Annotated in this window: 20 protein-coding genes and 1 pseudogene; 12 read left to right on the forward strand and 9 right to left on the reverse strand. The window is 68.0% G+C overall.

The features are described from left to right. Window positions 1-22 precede the first annotated feature (22 nt). From ACSQ3Y_RS17325 to ACSQ3Y_RS17340, 4 genes are all read left to right on the forward strand, one after another. Window positions 23-403: a c-type cytochrome gene (locus ACSQ3Y_RS17325; protein ID WP_436178227.1), complete on the forward strand. Its 381-nt coding sequence runs from the start codon at window positions 23-25 to the stop codon at window positions 401-403. An 8-nt stretch (window positions 404-411) separates the two neighbouring features. Beyond that, window positions 412-1,359, forward strand: a complete 948-nt coding sequence (coxB, locus tag ACSQ3Y_RS17330; protein WP_436178228.1) for a cytochrome c oxidase subunit II — start codon at window positions 412-414, stop codon at window positions 1,357-1,359. An 823-nt stretch (window positions 1,360-2,182) separates the two neighbouring features. Further along, window positions 2,183-4,717: a cbb3-type cytochrome c oxidase subunit I gene (locus tag ACSQ3Y_RS17335; RefSeq protein ID WP_436178229.1), complete on the forward strand. Its 2,535-nt coding sequence runs from the start codon at window positions 2,183-2,185 to the stop codon at window positions 4,715-4,717. A gap of 97 nt (window positions 4,718-4,814) precedes the next feature. After that, window positions 4,815-5,450, forward strand: coding sequence for an exopolysaccharide biosynthesis protein (locus ACSQ3Y_RS17340; RefSeq protein ID WP_057269380.1), 636 nt, complete (start codon window positions 4,815-4,817; stop codon window positions 5,448-5,450). Here the strand turns inward: ACSQ3Y_RS17340 and ACSQ3Y_RS17345 are convergent. Further along, window positions 5,445-5,579: a hypothetical protein gene (locus ACSQ3Y_RS17345; RefSeq protein WP_436180203.1), complete on the reverse strand. Its 135-nt coding sequence runs from the start codon at window positions 5,577-5,579 to the stop codon at window positions 5,445-5,447. The genes ACSQ3Y_RS17340 and ACSQ3Y_RS17345 overlap by 6 nt on opposite strands. A gap of 5 nt (window positions 5,580-5,584) precedes the next feature. Here ACSQ3Y_RS17345 and ACSQ3Y_RS17350 point away from each other — a divergent pair. From ACSQ3Y_RS17350 to ACSQ3Y_RS17360, 3 genes and pseudogenes are all read left to right on the forward strand, one after another. After that, window positions 5,585-5,909, forward strand: a pseudogene (locus ACSQ3Y_RS17350) (fumarate hydratase C-terminal domain-containing protein); the annotation flags it as partial. 26 nt (window positions 5,910-5,935) lie between these two features. Continuing rightward, on the forward strand, window positions 5,936-6,727 hold the full coding sequence (locus ACSQ3Y_RS17355; protein WP_436178230.1) for a class II aldolase/adducin family protein: 792 nt from the start codon (window positions 5,936-5,938) through the stop codon (window positions 6,725-6,727). A gap of 68 nt (window positions 6,728-6,795) precedes the next feature. Further along, window positions 6,796-7,791: a Bug family tripartite tricarboxylate transporter substrate binding protein gene (locus tag ACSQ3Y_RS17360; RefSeq protein ID WP_436178231.1), complete on the forward strand. Its 996-nt coding sequence runs from the start codon at window positions 6,796-6,798 to the stop codon at window positions 7,789-7,791. Window positions 7,792-7,830: 39 nt separating this feature from the next. Here the strand turns inward: ACSQ3Y_RS17360 and ACSQ3Y_RS17365 are convergent, their stop codons facing one another. After that, entirely contained in the window at window positions 7,831-8,295 is a 465-nt protein-coding gene (locus tag ACSQ3Y_RS17365; RefSeq protein ID WP_436178232.1) for a hypothetical protein, read from the reverse strand. A gap of 358 nt (window positions 8,296-8,653) precedes the next feature. Between ACSQ3Y_RS17365 and ACSQ3Y_RS17370 the strand changes: the two genes are divergently transcribed. Beyond that, window positions 8,654-9,190: a pyridoxamine 5'-phosphate oxidase family protein gene (locus tag ACSQ3Y_RS17370; protein WP_436178233.1), complete on the forward strand. Its 537-nt coding sequence runs from the start codon at window positions 8,654-8,656 to the stop codon at window positions 9,188-9,190. Between the two features lie 31 nt (window positions 9,191-9,221). After that, window positions 9,222-10,130: a YihY/virulence factor BrkB family protein gene (locus ACSQ3Y_RS17375; protein ID WP_436178234.1), complete on the forward strand. Its 909-nt coding sequence runs from the start codon at window positions 9,222-9,224 to the stop codon at window positions 10,128-10,130. Window positions 10,131-10,199: 69 nt separating this feature from the next. Here ACSQ3Y_RS17375 and ACSQ3Y_RS17380 read toward each other — a convergent pair whose 3' ends face one another. The 4 genes from ACSQ3Y_RS17380 to ACSQ3Y_RS17395 form a co-directional block, all read right to left on the reverse strand. After that, the gene (locus tag ACSQ3Y_RS17380; RefSeq protein WP_057202964.1) at window positions 10,200-10,385 is read right to left on the reverse strand and encodes a CsbD family protein; all 186 of its coding nucleotides are present in this window, start codon (window positions 10,383-10,385) and stop codon (window positions 10,200-10,202) included. Between the two features lie 159 nt (window positions 10,386-10,544). Continuing rightward, complete coding sequence (locus tag ACSQ3Y_RS17385; RefSeq protein ID WP_436178235.1) at window positions 10,545-10,943, reverse strand: DUF3703 domain-containing protein; 399 nt, start codon at window positions 10,941-10,943, stop codon at window positions 10,545-10,547. Beyond that, entirely contained in the window at window positions 10,934-11,551 is a 618-nt protein-coding gene (locus ACSQ3Y_RS17390) for a hypothetical protein (protein WP_436178236.1), read from the reverse strand. The genes ACSQ3Y_RS17385 and ACSQ3Y_RS17390 overlap by 10 nt, the downstream gene beginning before the upstream one ends. After that, on the reverse strand, window positions 11,548-13,716 hold the full coding sequence (locus ACSQ3Y_RS17395; protein WP_436178237.1) for a heavy metal translocating P-type ATPase: 2,169 nt from the start codon (window positions 13,714-13,716) through the stop codon (window positions 11,548-11,550). The genes ACSQ3Y_RS17390 and ACSQ3Y_RS17395 overlap by 4 nt, the downstream gene beginning before the upstream one ends. Window positions 13,717-13,796: 80 nt before the next feature. Between ACSQ3Y_RS17395 and ACSQ3Y_RS17400 the strand changes: the two genes are divergently transcribed. After that, on the forward strand, window positions 13,797-14,258 hold the full coding sequence (locus tag ACSQ3Y_RS17400; protein WP_436178238.1) for a MerR family transcriptional regulator: 462 nt from the start codon (window positions 13,797-13,799) through the stop codon (window positions 14,256-14,258). 20 nt (window positions 14,259-14,278) lie between these two features. Here the strand turns inward: ACSQ3Y_RS17400 and ACSQ3Y_RS17405 are convergent, their stop codons facing one another. The 3 genes from ACSQ3Y_RS17405 to ACSQ3Y_RS17415 all read right to left on the reverse strand — a co-directional run bounded on the left by ACSQ3Y_RS17405 (window position 14,279) and on the right by ACSQ3Y_RS17415 (window position 17,698). After that, complete coding sequence (locus ACSQ3Y_RS17405) at window positions 14,279-15,424, reverse strand: hypothetical protein (RefSeq protein WP_436178239.1); 1,146 nt, start codon at window positions 15,422-15,424, stop codon at window positions 14,279-14,281. Window positions 15,425-15,513: 89 nt separating this feature from the next. After that, window positions 15,514-15,849 (reverse strand): hypothetical protein, encoded by a 336-nt coding sequence (locus ACSQ3Y_RS17410; RefSeq protein WP_436178240.1) that lies wholly within the window; start codon window positions 15,847-15,849, stop codon window positions 15,514-15,516. Window positions 15,850-16,138: 289 nt separating this feature from the next. Further along, window positions 16,139-17,698: a hypothetical protein gene (locus ACSQ3Y_RS17415; protein ID WP_436178241.1), complete on the reverse strand. Its 1,560-nt coding sequence runs from the start codon at window positions 17,696-17,698 to the stop codon at window positions 16,139-16,141. 173 nt (window positions 17,699-17,871) lie between these two features. On the opposite strand from ACSQ3Y_RS17415, the gene ACSQ3Y_RS17420 reads away from it, so the two are divergent. Beyond that, the gene (locus ACSQ3Y_RS17420) at window positions 17,872-18,477 is read left to right on the forward strand and encodes a TetR/AcrR family transcriptional regulator (RefSeq protein ID WP_436178242.1); all 606 of its coding nucleotides are present in this window, start codon (window positions 17,872-17,874) and stop codon (window positions 18,475-18,477) included. Between the two features lie 84 nt (window positions 18,478-18,561). Further along, window positions 18,562-19,563 (forward strand): NADP-dependent oxidoreductase, encoded by a 1,002-nt coding sequence (locus tag ACSQ3Y_RS17425; RefSeq protein WP_436178243.1) that lies wholly within the window; start codon window positions 18,562-18,564, stop codon window positions 19,561-19,563. Window positions 19,564-19,580: the final 17 nt, after the last annotated feature.

Consider the following 19,580-nt stretch of genomic DNA (forward strand, 5'->3'; position numbering starts at 1 on the left):
GCTGTAGGACGCGGGGATGCGCATGAGGCGGTTGCTACAGATTCTGGCGCTTGAGTTGGCTGGTGCATTGGCATGGCCCGTGGCGTCCTGGGGCGGTGATTCACCTCCCACCGGCCGTACCCTGGGCGATGCGCAGCGCGGTGCCCTGCTGATCGCCCAGTACCAGTGCGGCGCCTGCCATGCCATCCCGGGCATCGCCAGCGCACGCGGCACCGAGGGCCCGCCGCTTGCGGCCTATGGCCTGCGCAGCTACATCGCCGGCCGCGTGCCCAACCGCCCCGATTTGCTGGCGCGCTGGATCGCGCAGCCATCGGCCCTGGTGCCATCGACCACCATGCCCGACATGGGCGTGCCCGAGCGGGATGCGCGCGACATGGCGGCCTGGTTGAGCGAGCAGCGTTGAGGCATGGCATGAGCTTGGCGTCCACCCTGGTCCCTGTGCTGTCGCCCGCCGGCCCGGCCGCGCAGGCCATTGCCGAGGTCAGCTGGGTGCTTATCACCGGTGCCACGCTGCTCTTCGTGGGCACCATGGCGCTGCTGGCCTGGGCGCTGTTTCGCAAACGGCGCGGGGGCGAAGTACGGTCGTTGTGGTGGCTGGCCGGTGGCGGGCTGGTGTTGCCGCTGGTGGTGCTGACCGCCTTGTTCTTCTACAGCCTGCACCGCGCCCCGCCCTGGAAGGCCGTGCCGCCGGCCGATGCGCTGGTGGTCTCCGTCACGGGCCGCATGTGGTGGTGGGAGATCCGCTACCGCGACCCGGTGAGCGGCGCCACCATCGCCACTGCCAACGAGCTGCGCATGCCCGTGGGGCGGCCGGTGTACCTGGGCCTGTCGAGCGCGGAAGTGATCCACAGCCTGTGGATCCCGGAGCTGGGGGGCAAGATGGACATGGTGCCGGGGCGGGTGAACCATTTGTTGCTGCAGGCGTCGCGGGCGGGGGTGTACCGGGGGCAGTGTGCTGAATTTTGTGGCGAGGCGCATGCGCGGATGGCGCTGCATGCGGTGGCGATGGAGGCTGGGGAGTTCGATGCCTGGTTGGCTGGGCAGGCCAGGCCTGCGGTGGTTTCTTCGTCGTCTGCTGTGTCGCTGCAGGCGGGCAGGGCGGTTTTTGAGGGACAGAAATGTGCTGTGTGCCATATGGTGCGGGGGGTGGCCGAAGGCTCGAAGTTGGGGCCGGATCTGACGCATGTGGGGAGCCGGTTGTTCATTGCTTCGGGGACCTTGAAGAATGGGCCTTTGGAGATGAAGCAGTGGCTGGCGCGGGTGCATGAGGTCAAGCCGGGGGCGCGGATGCCTTCTTTTGCGCGGTTGTCGCAAGGGGAGATGGATGCGTTGGTGCAGTGGTTGGGGGCGTTGAAATGAGGTGCTGGCGTTCGTCTGTTCGTGGTGGCGCCTGTCCTTGTTTTGAGGGCGGAAGCCGGGTCTCGGCCCGGCGGCCGAGGTACCTTTCTTTGCGTCGCCAAAGAAAGGTACCCCAAAGAAAGGCGACCCCGCTGCCCGTGTCCCCACTCGCCCGGTGGGCGAGTGGGGCAGCCTGCGATGCTCGGTCCTGGGGTGACGCCGAAGAACTCCCTGCGCTGCCTCTGCGAGGCAGCTCCGGTCAGACAGCTTCGGCGAGCCAGACAACGATGCGCGTGTCCTTCGGCACGTGCTCACCCCAGGCCCTGCGCTTCTCGGCACGGTCAGAAGGGGGTGGGAGCGGGCTCCACTCGGGCCATTGCTTCGCTCGGCCCGTGGTCCTTCGCTGCGCTCGGCTCGCCAGGGCGGCTGCGCCGCCCGTCGGCAGCGCGCACCGCGCGCGTCCCCGACCCCAGGCGCAGCTGCGCAGCAGCAGCCGTCAGGTACCAGCTCCCCACCCCTGCTGGCTGCGCCGAGAAGCGCAGGGCCTGGGGTGGGTGCGTGTGCCGCAGGACACACGCACTTCGTGCTCTAGCTCGTCGCGGATGTTTGAGCGGAGTTCGAAGAACGCAGCGAGTTCCGCGACGCCACCCCAGGACCGAGCATCGCAGGTTGCCCCCCTCGCCCGACAGGGCGATGGGGGACGCAGACTGGGGGTCGCCTTCTCTTTGGTGACTTTCTCTTGGCGACGCAAGAGAAAGTTACTGCGCCGCCGGGCGCACATCCCGGCTCCCGCCCTCAGCAAGAGCACACAGCCACCACAAACAACAAGCCGCCGGGGCCCGCCATGACACAAGACCCCACAGACAAGGCCCCACCCGCCCTCAACCCCTTGCCCCGCCCAGCCGGCGAGCGAGAAGCCCTCGAACGCGCCTGGCAACCCCCGTCCGGCTGGCGCCTCCTCTCCGCCGTCAACAACACCCAGGTCGGCCTCTTCTACATCGGCACAGCACTGCTCTTCTTCGTCCTGGCCGGCTTGCTGGGACTGATCATGCGCGCCCAACTGGCCGTGCCCCAGGCCGACCTGGTATCGGCCGCCACCTACAACCAGATCTTCACCATGCACGGCACGGTGATGATGTTCCTCTTCGCCGTGCCCGTGGTCGAAGCCATGGCCGTGTACCTGCTGCCCGGCATGCTGGGCACGCGCGACATGCCGTTCCCGCGCCTGTCGGCCTATGGCTTCTGGGCCTACGCCATCGGGGGCATCGTGTTCTACGGCACCATCTTCTTCGGGGCATCGCCCGACGGCGGCTGGTTCATGTACCCGCCGCTCACGGGCAAGGAGCATTCGCCCGGGGTGGGGGCCGACTGGTGGCTGCTGGGCATCGGCTTCATCGAGATCTCGGCGATTGCCGGGGCCATCGAGATCATCATCGGCATCCTCTTCACGCGCGCGCCGGGCATGACGCTCGCGCGCATGCCCATCTATGCCTGGGCCATGCTGGTCACGGCGCTGATGATCGTGTTCGCGTTTCCGGCCATCATCGCCGGCACGCTGCTGCTGGAGATGGAGCGCGCGTTCGACTGGCCTTTCTTCATCCCCGCGCGCGGGGGCGACCCGGTGCTGTGGCAGCACCTGTTTTGGTTCTTCGGCCACCCCGAGGTGTACATCATCTTCCTGCCCGCCGCGGGCATGGTGTCGATGATGGTGCCCGCGCTGGCACGCACGCCCATCGTGGGCTACCGCTGGGTGGTGGCGGCGCTGTTGGGCGTGGGCATCCTCAGCTTCGCGCTGTGGGTGCACCACATGTTCACCGCCGGGCTGGGCTCGTTCACCATGCACCTGGTGTCGGCCGCCAGCTTCGCCGTGGCCGTTCCCAGCGCGGTGCAGGTGTTCGCGTGGATCGCCACCTTCTGGCGCGGGCGCGTTGAGGCCAATGCGCCCACGCTGTTCCTCGTGGGCTTCCATGCCATCTTCGTGCTGGGCGGGCTCACGGGCATCATGGTGGCGGTGCTGCCGTTCGACTGGCAGGTACACGACACCTACTTCATCGTGGCCCACCTGCACTATGTGCTGATCGGGGGCATGGTGTTCCCGGTGTTCGCGGGGCTGTACTACTGGCTGCCGCTGATCAATGGACACCGCATGTCCGAGCGCCTGGGGCGCTGGGTGTTCGGTCTCATGTTCGGGGGCTTCAACCTGGCCTTCTTTCCCATGCACATCGCCGGGCTCATGGGCATGCCGCGCCGGGTCTACACCTACGACGCGGGCCTGGGCTGGGAGTGGCCCAACCTGCTGTCCAGCGCCGGGGCCTTTGTCTTCGCGCTTGGCGTGGTGCTGTGCTTTGGCGACCTGGTACGCGCCTTCCTGCGCGGTAAAGGGCCACCCGCCAACCCCTGGAACGCCCCCACGCTGGAATGGGCCTCGGGCGGCGAGTACGGGCTGCGCAGCATCCCGCCCGTCAGCTCGCGCGAGCCGCTGTGGCAGCACCCGGGCCTGCGCAAAGCGGCGGAGCAGGGCGCCTACTGGCTGCCGCGCACCGTCTTCGGCGGGCGCGAGTCGCTGGTCACCAGCGCTGTGCACGCCACGCCGCGCCAACTGCTGCTGCTGCCGGGCGACGGCTGGTCGCCCTTCATCGCGGCGGCGGGCACGGCCGGGTTCTTCCTGCTGCTCACGGTCTCGATGGTGGTGCCGGCCGTGCTGTGCGGGGTGATCGCGCTGGTGGCCATGGTGGTCTGGCTCTGGCAGTCCGACCGGGCGGTGCCTGCGGCCACGGCCGAGGTAGCGGCCGGCGTCTTCCTGCCCACGCGCCTGGTGGGCCGGCACTCGCACTCGTGGTGGGCGGTGGTGGTGCTGCTGTGCGTCGATGCCAGCGTGTTCGCATCGGCCACCTTTGCACACCTGCATGTCTCCATGGCGGCCGATGTCTGCCCGCCACCGGGCGCGGCCTTGCCGCAGGTGGCATGGCCGGCGTCGTCGGTGGCGCTGTGGCTGCTGGGCTCGGGGCTGCTGTGGGCGGCCCAGCGGGCCTTCGCCCTGGCTTCGTCCGCGCAGTTCTGGCTGCGCGTGGCCACGGTGCTGGCGACGGCCTGCGCCTGCGGGGCCATGGCGCTCGAATTCATGGGCCATGTGCAGGCGGGCCTGAGCCCACGCGCCGATGCCTGGAGCGCCACCGTCGCCGCGCTGCTGGGCTGGCAGGCGATGCACGTGGGCATTCTGTTCATCATGGGGGCCTACCTGCTGGCCCGCTCGCTGGCCGGGCACCTGCAGCAAGGCGCCCGCGCCACGCTCGACAACACGGTGCTGTTCTGGCACTACGTCACGGTGCAGGGCATCGTGGGGGCCCTGGTAGTGCAGGTGCTTCCATCGCTGATGTGACCGGTGCCACAGTCGGATGGCCGCCCCGCCGGAATCCCACGCGCGCACGGGGTGCTGTCTGGCAGTCTCCCTGGGGGCAGGTGTCCATGCTGGTTGCATGACTGCATCCCGAACTGTCACTGCCGATACTGCGGCCACCGTGTCCACTGCGTCCGCCAGCCCCGACACCCTCGGCGAGATCCTCGACGAATTCGACGGCCTGGCGCAGACCCACGGGCGTGTGACGGTGGCCGACATGGTCGACGCCATGGGCCCGCGCAGCTACGGACCGTTTCTGCTCGTGCCGGCGCTGATCGAGATATCGCCCCTGGGCGGTGTGCCGGGTATGGCCACGGCCCTGGCTGCCGTCGTGGTGCTGTTCGCCGCGCAGATGCTCAGCGGCCGCAAGCGCCTGTGGATGCCCGGGTGGGTGGCGCGGCGCGGGGTGGCCGCGGCCAGGATGAAGCGGCTGGTGGCGGGCGCGCGCCCCATGGCCACACGCATGGACCGCTGGTTCCATGGCCGGCTGCGCTGGCTGACCTCGGGCCTGGGGATTCGCCTGGCGGCATTGGCCTGCATCGCGCTGGCTTGCATGGTGCCGCCGCTGGAGATGATTCCGTTCGCCGCCTCGGCGCCCATGGGGGCTATCGCACTCATTGGCCTGGCACTGTTGGTGCGTGATGGCGCGCTGATGGTGGTGGCCTCATTGCTGGCCTGCGGCGCGGCAGGGCTGCTGATCACGCACCTGCTATGAAAGCTGCCGCTGAGCGCGCCTTTGCTCGGGCGGCCTGCCCGCCGCCAGAAACTCCCGCAGGCTGCCCACGCCCAGCTTGGCGAAAATGCGCTCCTTGTAGGTGACGATGGTTGCTGGCGACAGGTCCATCGTGCGGCCATTTCCTTGGCGGTGCATCCGTCCATCAGCAACTCTGCAGTGGACCGCTCGCGAGGGGACAGGGTGCCAAGCGCGTGATCTACTACGTGGGCCCGGCCGGCCCGACCACCGCCACTCGGCATGGACGGCTTCACCGAGATGCTGCTGGTGGGCTTTGCCGACCTGGGCATGGAAGCCATCTACGAATTCGATGTGGTGGACATGCCGGTGACGGTGGCGGTGGATGCGGGGGGCACGAGTGCGCACATCACCGGGCCGGCGGAGTGGCAAAAGCGCATTGCCACCGGTGAACGAAAGACAATCACGCTGGAGAGCGTCTGAGAACGTTCCAGGCCCAAAAAAAGGAGATGACGATGTTCGATGAACGAGACCTGGCGGCTGCCCGCCCCGCAGGCATGGAGCCCGAAGAGTGGCGCCTGCGCGTGCAGCTGGCGGCGTGTTACCGCGTTTTCCACGCCCGGGGGTGGAGCGAGGAGATCTTCAACCACATCACGCTGAGTGTGCCTTCGCATGCAGGCCACTACCTCATCAACCCGTTCGGGCTGCACTACGGTGAGGTGACGGCGAACAACCTGCTCAAGATCGATCTGCAAGGCAATCCGGTGGGGGCTGCGGACTATCCCGTGAACCGCGCAGGCTTCGTGATCCACAGCGCGATCCACGCGGCGCGCGAGGACGCGCATTGCATCATGCACACCCACCACACGGCGGGCGTCGCGGTGTCGTGCAAGGAGGAGGGCCTCAAGTTCAACAACTTCTATTCGGCGTTCCTGAGCGGCAACGTGGCCTACCACGCCTTCGAGGGCATCACTGTGCACCCGGGCGAGCAGGACCGCCTGGTGCAGAGCCTGGGCGCCAGCAACTGCCTCATCCTGCGCAACCATGGTCTGCTGGTGACGGGCCGGAGCGTGCCCGAGGCCTTCTACTTCAACTACGTGCTGCAGCGCGCCTGCGAGGTGCAGGTGCTGGCCGATTCCATGGCCGGTGCCAACACCCCCATCCCGGCCCAGGCGCTGGAGGTATCGTCGCGCGACGTGGGGCTGACCGACCCGGACAACGATCTGTATGCCAAGCTGTTCTGGGCCGCAGTGCGCCGGGCGGGGCTGAAACTCGGTGACCTGGTGCAGGCGCAGCCGTAAACTACGAACCCCGAGGCCCGGCACCACCGCCGTGCCGCAGGCATTTCACAACAACGAGGAGACAGACCATGGCCTTTTCCACATCCCTGTCGCGCCGCGACGCCCTGCAATGGGCCCTGGCCGGCGCCGCCGGCAGCATGCCCTTCCTGGCCCAGGCCCAGGCGCTCGACACCGTGAAGATCCTCGCCGGCTTTGCTGCCGGCGGCACGGTGGACACCCTGGCGCGGCGCGTGGCGACCCAGATCACGGGCGGTTACGCCAAGTCGGCCGTGGTCGAGAACAAGACCGGCGCGGGCGGGCAGATCGCCATCACCACGCTCAAGGCCGCCCCGGCGGACGGCGCCACGCTGCTGGCCACGCCCATGTCCATGCTGGGCATCTACCCGCACACCTACAAGAAACTGCCCTACGACCCGGTCGCCGATGTGACGCCCGTCTCCCTGGGCGTGGTGTTCGACATGGGTTTTGCCGTGGGGCCGCAGGTACCCGCCTCGGTGAAGACGGTGCCCGAGTTCCTCGAATGGTGCAAGGCCAACCCCACGGGCGCCAACTTCGGCTCGCCCGCACCGGGCTCGGTGCCGCACTTCGTGGGCGAGCTGATCAGCCGCGCCGGCAAGGTCGACATGCGCCACGTCGGCTTTCGCGGCTCGCAGCCGGCCATCCTGGACCTGCTGGGCGGGCAGATCGCCGCCGTATCGGCACCTGTGGGTGAGTTCTTGCCGCACCTGCAAGGGGGCAAGATCCGCGTGTTGGCCACCTCGGGCGCCACGCGCAACAAGTTCATGCCGGTTGTCAGCACGCTGATCGAGCAGGGCTTCAAGGACATGGCCTACAACGAATGGTTCGGCTTCTTCCTGCCCGGCAAGGCGCCGGCCGACGTGGTGACCAAGGCCAATGCCGCCATCCGCACCGCACTGGCCGACAAGGACGTGGTCGCCGGACTGGCGGCCATGGGTCTCGAAGCCCGCTCGTCCACGCCGGCCGAACTGGCGGCGCTCCTCAAGGCCGACGGGGAGCGCTGGGGGCCTATCGTCAAGGCCATCGGCTTCACTGCGGAATCCTGAGAGCCCACCGCGGTCGGGGCCTGCCCGTACCCCAGTCGGTCAGTTCTTGCCTGGCGGTGCAGGGGCCAGTTGCAGCACGGCCAGTGCGCTGGTCAGCTCTGCCCGCCTGCGGGCTGCCTCTTCCTGGCGGATGGGCGCGTTGGCGCGCTCGTGTTCTCCGCGCGCGTTGTTGCGCCGGCTCTTCATCTCGTTGTCGAGCGCAATGCGTTCGGTGAGAAACTGGCCATAGCCCGCCTGGCCCGCATACAGCTGCGAGAGCAGCACGGTGAAGCGCGCGTTCTCTTCCTCCACCAGGTCGGCGTAGGCAGGCGGGGCATTCTTCAGCCGGAACTCTGCCCCGGCGTTCACGCACTCCCGGCGCAGGCCCACCCAGGACTGGATGGCCTTCTTCTCCTCGGCGGTGGGGATGGCGGTGCTGGTCAGCAGGTCTGGCGTCGCCGTGTGTGCATTGGCAGCGCTTCCAATCCGGGGCCTGAGCACTGCCAGCGCGCTGTGCTTGTCCATCCCGGCAAAGCAAATGGCGCTGGGGTCGTCTGCGGCGCTGCGCTGTACCGGGGGGCCTGCTTGGCATCCGGCAAGGACGACGCAGACGGTTGCGATGTGAAGCATCTTCATTTTCTTTGCCTTTCGTTCAAACGGTGCGCCGCTCACCTTGGGCACGCGGCGTGCGGTTCGTTTCACTCTAACCAGATTGGACACACACCGGAGCGAGGGGCCGGGCGGACGCGCTGTCCTCCTACACAAGCACCTGTTGACGCCACGCGCGTCGCAATGGATGGCGCAGCGCGTTGGTCGCCTCCTACAAGGGCTCGCGCGGGCCGCAGGTCCAATCTATGGTGCCATCCATCAACCGGAGAGACCCGTGGACTCGATCAACAACAACCAGGCAGAAGAGACGCACAAGCACCTCGCTGGCGGCGATGCTGCCCGACGCATCCAGGACATGGCGCAGGACGCTAGCTCCTGCTTCTTCTGCACCAATGCACCCGATGGAGAAACGCAGGGCACGCGGCCCATGAGCATCGAGAAGGCGGACGAGGCCGGCCACCTGTGGTTCCTCAGCGCGTCCGACAGCCACAAGAACCGCGAGATCGAAGCCGACCCCCAGGTGCGGATTTTTCTGCAAGGCGCCAGGCATTCGGGTTTTCTGGTGCTGGAAGGCACCGCCACCATCCACCGCGACAAGGCCTTGATAGGCGAACTGTGGAACCCGGTCATGAAGACCTGGTTCACCGAGGGCAAGGACGATCCGCGCATCACGGTGATCCAGGTCGTACCCGCATCCGGCTACTACTGGGACAACAAGCACGGGGGCCTGGTGGCGGCCACCAAGATGGTGATCGGCGCAGCCATCGGCAAGACGCTGGACGATTCCATCGAGGGGCAGCTTCGCCCATGATGCGCCTGCCAGCTTTTTGGTGACGATTTCCATGCAAGGCTTTCGGCGTCTGGGCCGGGCGCTCATCCGCATGCCGATGCTGGGGGTTCTGATCCTGGCGGTGCGCAACTACGTGCTGCACCAGAGCGCCAACCAGGCCGGCAGCCTCGCGTTCTCGTCGGTGCTGGCCATGTTCCCGCTGTTGATCCTGCTGTCCGCCGCTGCCGGCTATTTCGGCCAGCCGGGAGACGCGGCGGCGCTGGCCGAGCGGGTGATGGGCTACGCACCCCAGGTGGTGCGCGAGGCCATGCAGCCGGTGATCCGCCAGGTGCTGGCCCAGCGCAACCAGGCGCTGCTGACCGTCGGCCTGATCGTGACGCTGTGGACGGGCTCGTCCGGCATGCAGGCCGTTCGCTCGGCCCTGAACCGCTCATACGGCATCACGCGCGGCCTGCCGTTCTGGAAGGCGCGCATCAAGGTCACGCTGTTCACGGTGATAGTGGGCTTTGGCGTGCTGGTGACCTTCAGCTCCGTCATCATCATGCCGCGCATCTGGCAGTTCGTGGTATCCAGTGTGGAGGGGGCGAACGAGGTGGTCTGGCTGTACGACAGCGTGCGCTATGGTGCGGCCTGCATCACCCTCACGATGCTCTACGCGCTGCTGTACGGCTGGCTGCCCGACATTCCCCAGCGCATCGGCACGGTGCTGCCGGGCGCCGTGGTGGGCGCCGTGCTGTGGGCGCTGGCCGCCGCCACGCTGTCGTACTCGCTGCGCAGCGCCGGCAAGCTCGCCCTGGTCTATGGCAGCTTCGCGGGCGTGGTGGCGACCCTGGTGTTCCTCTACATCAGCGCCACCACGCTGATCTTTGGAGCCGAAGTCAATGCAGTGCTGCGCGAGAAGCACCAGGCGCCATTGCCCGCAGACGCAGCATCGGAAGCTGCCCAAGGCCCTGCAGGCTAAGTATCCGCGGATACAGTAGCCCAGGCGCAAAAAAAGCGGCCGAAGCCGCTTGTTCTGTGCAGCGCACATTCAAGCCTTGTCGATGGCCTTCTTCACTGCTTCCTTGGCGTCACCCACCTTGGCCTGGGTCTTGCCCACGGCCTGGTCGGCCAGGCCTTCGCCCTGCAGCTTTTCGCTGCCCACGAGCTTGCCTGCGGCTTCTTTGACTTGGCCCTTCAGATCGGTGGCGTGGCCTGCAACTTGGTCTTTGTTCATGGTTCGCTTTCTGTCGTTGGCACCGCGAAACGTGCGGCGATAGAGAGAATGCGCCTGCCAGCGATGCGCCCCTGTAAGAAGGGAGCCCATCCAGATGTCGGCGAGGCCTCTGCCAAGTTGAAGGATGTGGGAGTGGACAACTTGCCGCATTGCCCGCAGCTACCTGGCGCGGCTCCCTCCGGCTTGCAGCAGCGCCGCATGGATGCGCGCCGTGATGCCTTGCCCTGGCACCATCGGCCTGAGCGCAGGCACATGCGCGCGCCCGATGTTGCCCAGGGGCAGGCGCTGCAGCAGGTGGCCCAGCGGCACCAGCGCCAGGCGCAACAGCTGGCCGAGCACCTCACTCCCGTCGCGCAACTGCAGGGCGTAGCGCAGCATCGCGGTGTGCGAGCGCCAGTGCAGGCCCAGCCGGGTCTGGCCCAGCACGTGGGCCGCCTCCAGCCAGGGCCAGCGCGTGGCCGGCGGCTCGCCTGCGCTGGCGCCGAAGCGGGCCAGGAGATGGTCGAACGCCTGGCGCTGCAGCGCGGGCGCTTGGGGTGGGTGGTCGCTCAAGCGCATGCCCCGGGGCCTTGCGCGCTGGGCTGGCGCTGCGCGAGTTTCAGCCACCTGCGCTGCCGGTGGCGATAGAAAACCCAGGCAAACACGGCGGACAGCGGCGTCATCACCCACGGCAGGTAACGCGCCCGCACGAAGACCTCGTCCGTGTAGCAGGTGCGCCCAGGGGGCCCCGGCAAGCTGTGCACCGTGATGCGGTGGTCCCACACGCGCATGAGCTGGCCGGTGCCGTTGTCACGCAGCAGGGGCCAGGCGCCGGGGATGCCGTCGCAGAGGTGCTGGCTGATGCGTGCAGTCTGCCGGCCCATGGGCACGAGGCCGAAGAGGGCAAAGCGCAGCTCGGTGTCGCCCAGGGGCCAGTGCGTGGGCCAGGGGCCCTGCACGGTGGCAAATTGCAGCAGCGGGGCGGTGATGTAGCGGAACAGGGCCGTGGTCTGCAGCTGTGTGGCCACCCAATCGGCAGGGGCGGGCAGGGTGGTGGTCAGGCGGATGCGCACGCTGCCGGGTGGGCACGTCAGCGTGCTGGCGGGTGGCCCCATCTCGGCGATGCCCATGGCTGCGGCCACGGCGGCATCGGAGGTGGAGGTGGTGGTGATTGCGTCGCTGCTCATGCCTGGTTGTCCTGTGCAGCGGGGGGCGTAGAGCCCTGCTCGGGCCGCAGCATGCGCAGGCCGTTGGCCACCACCAGCAGGCTGGCGCCCATGTCGGCAAACACCGCCATCCACATGGTGGCCTGGCCCGTGAGCGCCAGGCCGAAGAACACCGCCTTGATGCCCAGCGCGAGCGTGATGTTCTGCACCAGCACGGTGTGCGTGCGCCGCGACAGGCGCACCGTCTCGGCCACGCGGCGCAGGTCGTCGTTCATGATCACCACATCGGCCGTCTCCATGGCCACGTCGGTGCCCGCAGCGCCCATGGCAAAGCCGATGTCGGCCTTGGCCAGGGCCGGGGCGTCGTTGATGCCATCGCCCGCCATGGCCGTCATGCCGTGCTTTTGCTGCAGCGCGGCAATGGCGGCCAGCTTGTGCTCGGGCAGCAGGCTGGCCTGTACCTCGGCAATGCCGGCCTCCTGCGCAGCGGCCTGGGCCGCCGCGGCGTGGTCGCCGGTGAGCATCACCGGCACGATGCCCAGGGCCTTGAGGTCGTTCACGGCCTGCACGGCCTGGGGGCGCAGCGTGTCGGCCACGGCGAACAGGGCGCGCACGGCACCGGGGTCGGCCAGCAGGGTCACGCTGCGGCCCTGGGCCTCGTGCGCGGCGGCGGCGGCCTCGACCGCGTCGGTCCACAGGTTGCGCTCCTGCATGGCGCGGCGGTTGCCCAGCTGCCAGGTGCTGCCGCCAATGCGCCCCTGCACACCGCGCCCGGCCAGGGCCGTGAAGTCTTCCACCTCGGGCAGCGATGCCTCGGTTTGACCCAGGCCGGCCACGATGGCCTTCGATACCGGGTGGTCCGAGCGGCCCGCCAGCGCGCGCGCCACGTCGGTGGCGGCATCGTCGCCAAACTGCGCCTGCCCCACCAGCACCGGGCGGCCGGCGGTGATGGTGCCGGTCTTGTCGAAGGCCACGGCGCGGATGCCGCGCGCCTGCTCCAGCCAGGCCCCGCCCTTGACCAGGATGCCGCGCCGCGCGGCAGCCGCCAGCCCGCTGACCACGGTGACCGGCGTGGAGATCACCAGCGCGCAGGGGCAGGCAATGACCAGCAGCACCAGCGCGCGGTAGATGGCGTCAAGCCAGCCCCAGCCCAGCAGCAGTGGCGCGCCCACGGCCACCACCACGGCCAGCACGAACACGGCGGGGGTGTAGATGGCGGCAAAGCGGTCCACGAAGCGCTGGGTGGGCGCTCGGCTGGCCTGGGCTTCTTCCACCGAGCGGATGATGCGGTCCAGCGTGGTGTTGCCGGCGGCCGAGGTCACCTGCATCAGCAGCTCGGCCTGGGCGTTCAGCGTGCCGGCGTACAGGCGGTCGCCGGGGGCCTTGTCCACGGCCAGGCTTTCGCCGGTGACGCTGGACTCGTCCACCGCGCCGCGCCCGGTGGTCACCGTGCCGTCCAGCGGCACGCGGCCGCCAGGGCGCACGCGCACCGTGGCGCCCAGCGCCACCTCGGCCGCAGGCACACTGCGCCACTGGCCATCGGGCTGCTGCACGTCGGCCTGCTCCGGGCTCAGCGCCAGCAGCGAGCCGATGGCGTTGCGCGCGCGGCCTGCGGCCCCTTCCTCGATGCGCTCGGCCAAGGCATACAGGGCCATCACCATCGCCGCTTCGGGCCACTGGCCGATGGCGAAGGCGCCCGTGACCGCCACGGCCATCAGCGCACTGATGCCCAGTTGCCCGCGCAGCAGCGAGCGCATGCCGCTCTTGTACACCCCCAGGCCCGCCAGCAGGATGGCCGCAGCCGCCAGCGCCATGCCCGCGCCGTGCCAGATGGGCGTATCGGGGCCGAGCAGGTGGGCCAGCTCGGCCCCGGTGGCCGCCACCAGCGCCGCGCCAATGCGGCCCCAGCCGGGCAGGGCGCCGTGGTCGTGGCCTTCATGCTCGCCGCCATGCCCTTCGTGGTCGGCATGCGCCTTGTGGTCATGGCCTTCGTGGCCGTGCGGCGCGGCAGGGGCCTTGGCCGGTGCCGCATCGTCAGCGCAGCTGCTGCCAGGGGTGCAGCAAGAGACATTGATCTGGGGCGCGCGGCGCGCAGTGCCCGCCTTGGGCATGGGCAGGGCCACGGGCGCTGGGCTACCTGGCTCCGGCGGGCCCTGGGATATGGTGGATCGGCTGGTTTCTGTCATGGCTTTTTTCCTTTGCGGGGGCGGATTGCGATCCGCCATGCCATGATTGGAATCCTTGAAGTCACTTGAAGGTCAAGCGCATGCCAACAGACGCAGCCAGGTTACGCATTGGCGAGGCCGCCCAGCGCTCGGGCGTCTCCACCGCCAACATCCGCTACTACGAGAAAGAGGCCTTGCTCGCGCCCGGCCCGCGCAGCGAGAGCAGCTACCGCCTGTACAGCGATGCCGACATCCACCAGCTGCGCTTCATCCGCCTGTGCCGGGCCATGGACATGTCGCTGGGCGAGGTGCGCACCCTGCTGGCGCTCGACCGCTCGGCCGCCGGTGCCGACCACACGGCCTGCGACACGCTGGACGAGCACCTCACGCACGTGCGCATTCGCCTGCAGGAGCTGAAGACGCTGGAGCGCGACCTGATCGCCCTGCGCCGCCGCTGCGACGGCACCGACGGGCACTGCCATGTGATCGACGCGCTGCACGAGCGGGCCGATACCGAGCCCGTGGCGCCGCCGGGGCCGGCGTCGGCCAAGCGGCATGTGTGATGAGAGGGCCAGGGACTGACTCAGCGCACGGTCGCCCGTGAAACTGGCTTGGCGTGCGCTCGCAAGTGGTTGCAGACCTTGTTCAGGTCACTTTCCGGGTCGCGCTTGCCACGCGACAGGACCAGGTCGGTTTGCACCACCATGTCCTCGAAGCGCGGGTTGGATGCAAGGTACGCCAGGATCAGCCGGGAGTAGCCGGTGTCGCCATCGAAATGGCATTGCGTGGCCTCTCCCATCGCGCTGCCAGAGGGTGGGTGGCCGTTGACCAGCGCCTCCAGTGCCACCAGGTCGTGCAGCCGGGCCAGCCATGGCGAGAACGCGCTCTGGAGTTGTGATCGGCATGCGGCCACTTCGGCGGGGGTTGTCAGTGCACTGTCCCCATCCAATGCGCCTGACCAGCGCAGCACCGCCGTCTGCGTGGCGTGCAGCTGCGGCACCGCCTGGTGCATCAGTCCGTCCACATACCGGTTGCACACTTCGGCGCGCACGTCGAAGTACATGACTCCTATTTCCGGCGTCGTCGAGTGGCGCAGGTACACCTGGATCCGTTCATGCTCGGTGGTCTTGGTGAAAAGACCGGGGCGGCTGGCGTCCTCTTGCACGTAGCCTGCGGCCTGCAGCACACCCGCCGCAGCGTGCACCAGTTCGCCCAGCGTGGCATCGATGTCCGCGAATCTCCGGTCGAGGCGTGTGAACACGGGTGCGGGCCCGTTTTGCCGCCCACCGTGCCGAAAACCGCACACCTCTTCAGCGAGGGCGGCAGGGACGCCGAAGACGGCATCGTGGCCGTGCTCTGCACGCGATTGGAGCGCTGCCTGCAGCAAGGGCGCCAGCGCCCTGGGCGCAACGCCTTCGATACCGAGGTGGTCGCCGCCCTCCGACAAGACATGGGAGACCGTCCACACCCGCGCCCCATCGCGGCAGAGAAACGCCATCGAGGCGTTGGTGCTCTCGTCCTCGGCGCACCCGACGACGATGCAGTTCAGCGACAGGACTTTCATCAACAGCGGATCGATCATCGGATGAAAGAACTCGCTGAAAACGATGACGTACGTGCCGTTGGCCAAAAGTGCGCCCGCCATGGGCACGGTACCTGGCGGCACGGGCTGTGCGCTGTCGGTCAAACCCAGCTCGGCAAGAACGTCTGCACCGGCCTTCGCTGCCACGCTGATCCAAGAAACCCTGTAACCCATCGCCACTCCCTGGCACCGCTGTTGGACATGCGGCGAGTTTGCACTCTTTTTTCAGTGCCCGATCAATGTCCGCCGAACACGTCCACAGGGGGCGGGGACACATGCCGCCGCAGCTGGCCGTCGGCGACCTCGAGTGCTTCCGGGTAGCTGGCCCAGGGCCCCCGCACGGTGAGGACCGGGGAGCCTTCTTCGTCGAAGATGAAGATGCTGTGGGGCACCGGCGCGCGCTGCCGCAAAGTGACGGGCCTCACCATGTAGACAGAACCATGAAGTTCGATGTTGGGAGGCCAAGGGGTGTTCATGCCGGCACCTGTTGCAAATGTTTCAACTGCGGCCATGCTATGCCCAAAAGCGCCATCTGGGCGATCGCTAGCCCGGATGAGCGTGATGTACTGCACGGATGCAGTCCGCATGTTGCAGTGCTCTCTACACCACCGACCAATCCCCATCCCCCACCACCGGCACCCCATTCAACCGGACCAGGCCATCCTGGCTGCCCAGCGCCGCCGTGGCGTCGTTCACCAGGATCTAGTGTCCCGAGTTAGAAATTCGTTGAATCAATCTACCGACAATCCCCGCCATGCGTCGTTGCAAATGCTCGCCATGCGCCCGGCATGTCTGCGCTTTGCGCCTAGCTTGGCAGCGATTTCGGCAGATTTTTTTTCAACGAACTTCCAACTCAGGACACTAGGTGTCGCCGCCGTAGCCAAAGGCGATGGCCTTGTTCGCGCCGGCTGTGTTGGAGGCCAGGGCGGCGGCGTCCAGCAGCGAGGCAGACGCGGCGATGCTGGCCAGTTGCGCGCCGCTGGGCGCGGCCTTGGCGGTGGGCGTGGCGGCGGCCAGGCGCAACTGGTCGGTGCCGCTCACAAAGTCGGTCACCTCGATGGCCGAGCGGCGCAGTGCGGCCGTGTCAGCCAGGCCCAGGGCCCACGCGCCGGGACCGGCCAGGCCGGTGATGATGAGCACGTCGGCTCCGCTGCCCAGGGTGATGCTGTGCGCGTTGTGGGCGCCGATGGTGACCGTGTCCCCACCCCCGCCCGCATCAATGGCGGCGCGCCCGCCGGAGGCGTCGTTCACGGTGATCCGGTCTGCTGCCGTGCCGCCGAGGATGCCGACCGGCGTGGCGCCCGTGGTGGTGAAGGTCAGGTCCAGCGGCGCCTGCAGGTAGGCGGCGTGGATCACCTCCACCTGGGCGCCGGTGATGGTGGTGGTGAGGGCCTGGTCGCCGTAGAGCATGATCTCCTCGGCTGCGGCCGCGGTGATTCTGGCGTTGTTGACCGTGGTGGCGGCCACGCTGCCGGGCATGCTGGCGATGCGCAGGGCGATCACATCGGGCACGATGATTTCGTTGGCCCCCGTCGCATCGGCCAGCGCAAGATTCACCGGCGCAGTCCTGTCCGCAGGGGGCTTGAAAAGCACCGTGAGCGCCGTGCCGGCCAGCGAGTTCTGGATGCCTGCCCGCGCCTCGCTGGTCACCTCGGTGAAGGTGGCGCTGCCGCCCGGGGCAGCGTCGAGCCACAACCCCCTGATCTCGGGCGACTTCTCCGCACCGAACTGCGCCCCCGCGCCGGCGGTGATGAACACGGACGCGATGCTGCGCAAGGTGGGCGCCACTTTCTCGCCGGCCGCCAGCGTGGCCTTGAGCGTGTCGCCGTTGGGGCTACTGCCGTTGCCATTGATGGCGTCTGCCGAACCCAGCTGGCCGGGGGTCATGGCCAGGAAAACGTCCTCATACGGCGTGCCCTTCAGTGTGTCGGCATCGCTGGTCAGCTCGAATGTGGCACCCGTGCCCGTGGGGAAGCTGTCAAATGTCACAAAGCCGACGTTGGCCGGATTGCTGGAGTACGCGTGCGCCGCCGCGACTTTGTCGTTCCAGCGCACGGCGGCGGCCGCGTAGATGGCCAGGTCGCCCGTGGCGCCCTCCAGACCCGACAGAATCTGGCCCAGTTGCAAGGCGACGACGCCCAGATTGGCCTTGCCCACCGAGGCCAGGTAGTTCGCCAGCTCTGCCTGCAAGGTGGGGCTGGGCAGCAGGCCCAACCGCTCCAGCAGCATGGACGACAGATACGCTTCGGACCTGGGGGCGTAGACGCTGCCGAACACCAGAGCCACCGCATTGGCCCCCTTCGCTTCGACCGCAGCCACTTGGTAGCCATACGAATTCGGCCCGTACCACAGCGGCCGATCCAAGAGCAAACGGCTCAGCATGCTGACGTTGGCGTGTGCGCCGGTAATCTGCACAGGCATCTTCAACCTCCCGGGGTGATTTTTGTGATGCGCAAAGGCTATCGCATCCGCCTGGCTTTGGTGTGTGCGGGTCGTTCCTCGCGTAGCAACTGTTTGCTACAGGGGGCTTATCACCGCGCCAGTTCGCCCAGGGACCGGATGGGCCAGCCGTGCACGCTGCGCGCTAAAGTTGTATGATAAACATCATGCGAAAAACCAAGACCACTGCCAGAAGCGCTGCCAAGGAGGCCACGCACGAGCGCATCGTGTCCGTGGCGGCCCGCGCCATTCGCCGCAGTGGCTACGACGGCATGGGGGTCGCGGACATCATGAAGGAGGCGGGCCTCACGCATGGCGCCTTCTACGCCCACTTCGATTCCCGCGAGGCCATGCTGGCCGAAGCTGCGGCGAAGGCATGTGCGGAGTCCGCAGCCGCTGCCGCCAACGTGGTGGCTAGCGTGCCGCCTGGCATGGCCTTGGCGTCCATGCTCGGCAGCTACCTCTCCCGGGGGCATGTGGAACAGGTGGAGCTTGGGTGCCCCCTGGCCGCGCTGGGCTCCGAAACGGTGCGCCAGGCGCCCGAGGTGCGGCGGGTCGCCACCCGGCACATCAAGGAAGTGGTCGATCTGATCGCCCGCCAGTCACCGGACTGGGGGCAGCCTGCCGCCCACGAGCGTGCGCTGGTCACCGTGGCCACCATGGTCGGGGCCTTGCTGCTGGCGCGCGCGGTGGACGAGCCCGCGCTGTCGGACGGCCTGCGCGAAGCAGCGCTCAAGCACCTGGCGCCTTCCGCGCCCTGAACCGCACATGCAGGCCGTGCGCCTTTTTTTGCCATTTAATATGATGATCGTCATTCTAAATATGCCAACCCGCAAGGAGACACCATGAAAGCCTTCGTTCTTGAGCGCTACGGCAAACAGCGCGCCTTGCGCCTGGCCGACCTGCCCCGGCCGGAACTGCGCGCCGACGAGGTGCTGGTGGAGGTGCATGCGGCGGGGGTGAACCTGCTCGACGCCAAGATCCGCAATGGGGAGTTCAAGCCCATCCTGCCCTACCGCCTGCCGCTGGTCCTGGGCCACGACGTGGCCGGGGTGGTGGTGGAGGTCGGCCCGCAGGTGAGCCAGTTCAAGATCGGCGACGAGGTCTATGCCCGGGCCGATGATTTCCGCATCGGCAGCTTCGCCGAATTCGTGCCGGTCAAGGAATCTTCACTGGCACCCAAGCCCGCAGGCCTGTCCATGGTGGAGGCCGCTTCCATCCCCCTGGTGGGGCTCACGGCATGGCAGGCCCTGGTGGAGCGGGGCGGGCTCCAGCGCGGGCAGAAGGCCTTCATCCAGGCGGGCTCCGGGGGTGTCGGCACCTTCGCCATCCAGTTGGCCAAACACCTGGGCGCCAGCGTCGCGACCACCGCAGGCGCAGCCAGTGCACAGGCCATGCACAAGCTGGGCGCCGACCTCGCCATCGACTACCGCACGCAGGACTTCGAGACCTTGCTGCGCGGCTACGACCTGGTCCTGCACAGCCAGGACGGCAAGGCGCTCGAAAAATCCCTGCGCGTGCTCAAGCCGGGTGGCAAGCTGATTTCCATCTCCGGCCCGCCGGACCCGGCATTTGCCAAGGGCAGCAAGGCGCCTGGCATCGTGCGGCTGCTGCTGCGCTTGATCAGCGCAGGCGTGCGGCGGCGGGCGAAAGGCCTGGGCGTCGACTATTCCTTCCTCTTCATGCGGGCCGATGGCGGGCAACTGCGGGAGATCACCCGCCTCATCGAGACCGGAACCATCCGCCCGGTGATCGACAAGGTGTTCCCGTTCGACGCCACCAACGAGGCACTGGCGTATGTCGAATCCGGCCGAGCCAAAGGCAAGGTCGTCATCCAGCTCAAGTGAGTCGTTCCACATCCATC

The organism is Acidovorax sp. LjRoot66 (assembly GCF_964253305.1).
Taxonomy (GTDB): domain Bacteria; phylum Pseudomonadota; class Gammaproteobacteria; order Burkholderiales; family Burkholderiaceae_C; genus Acidovorax.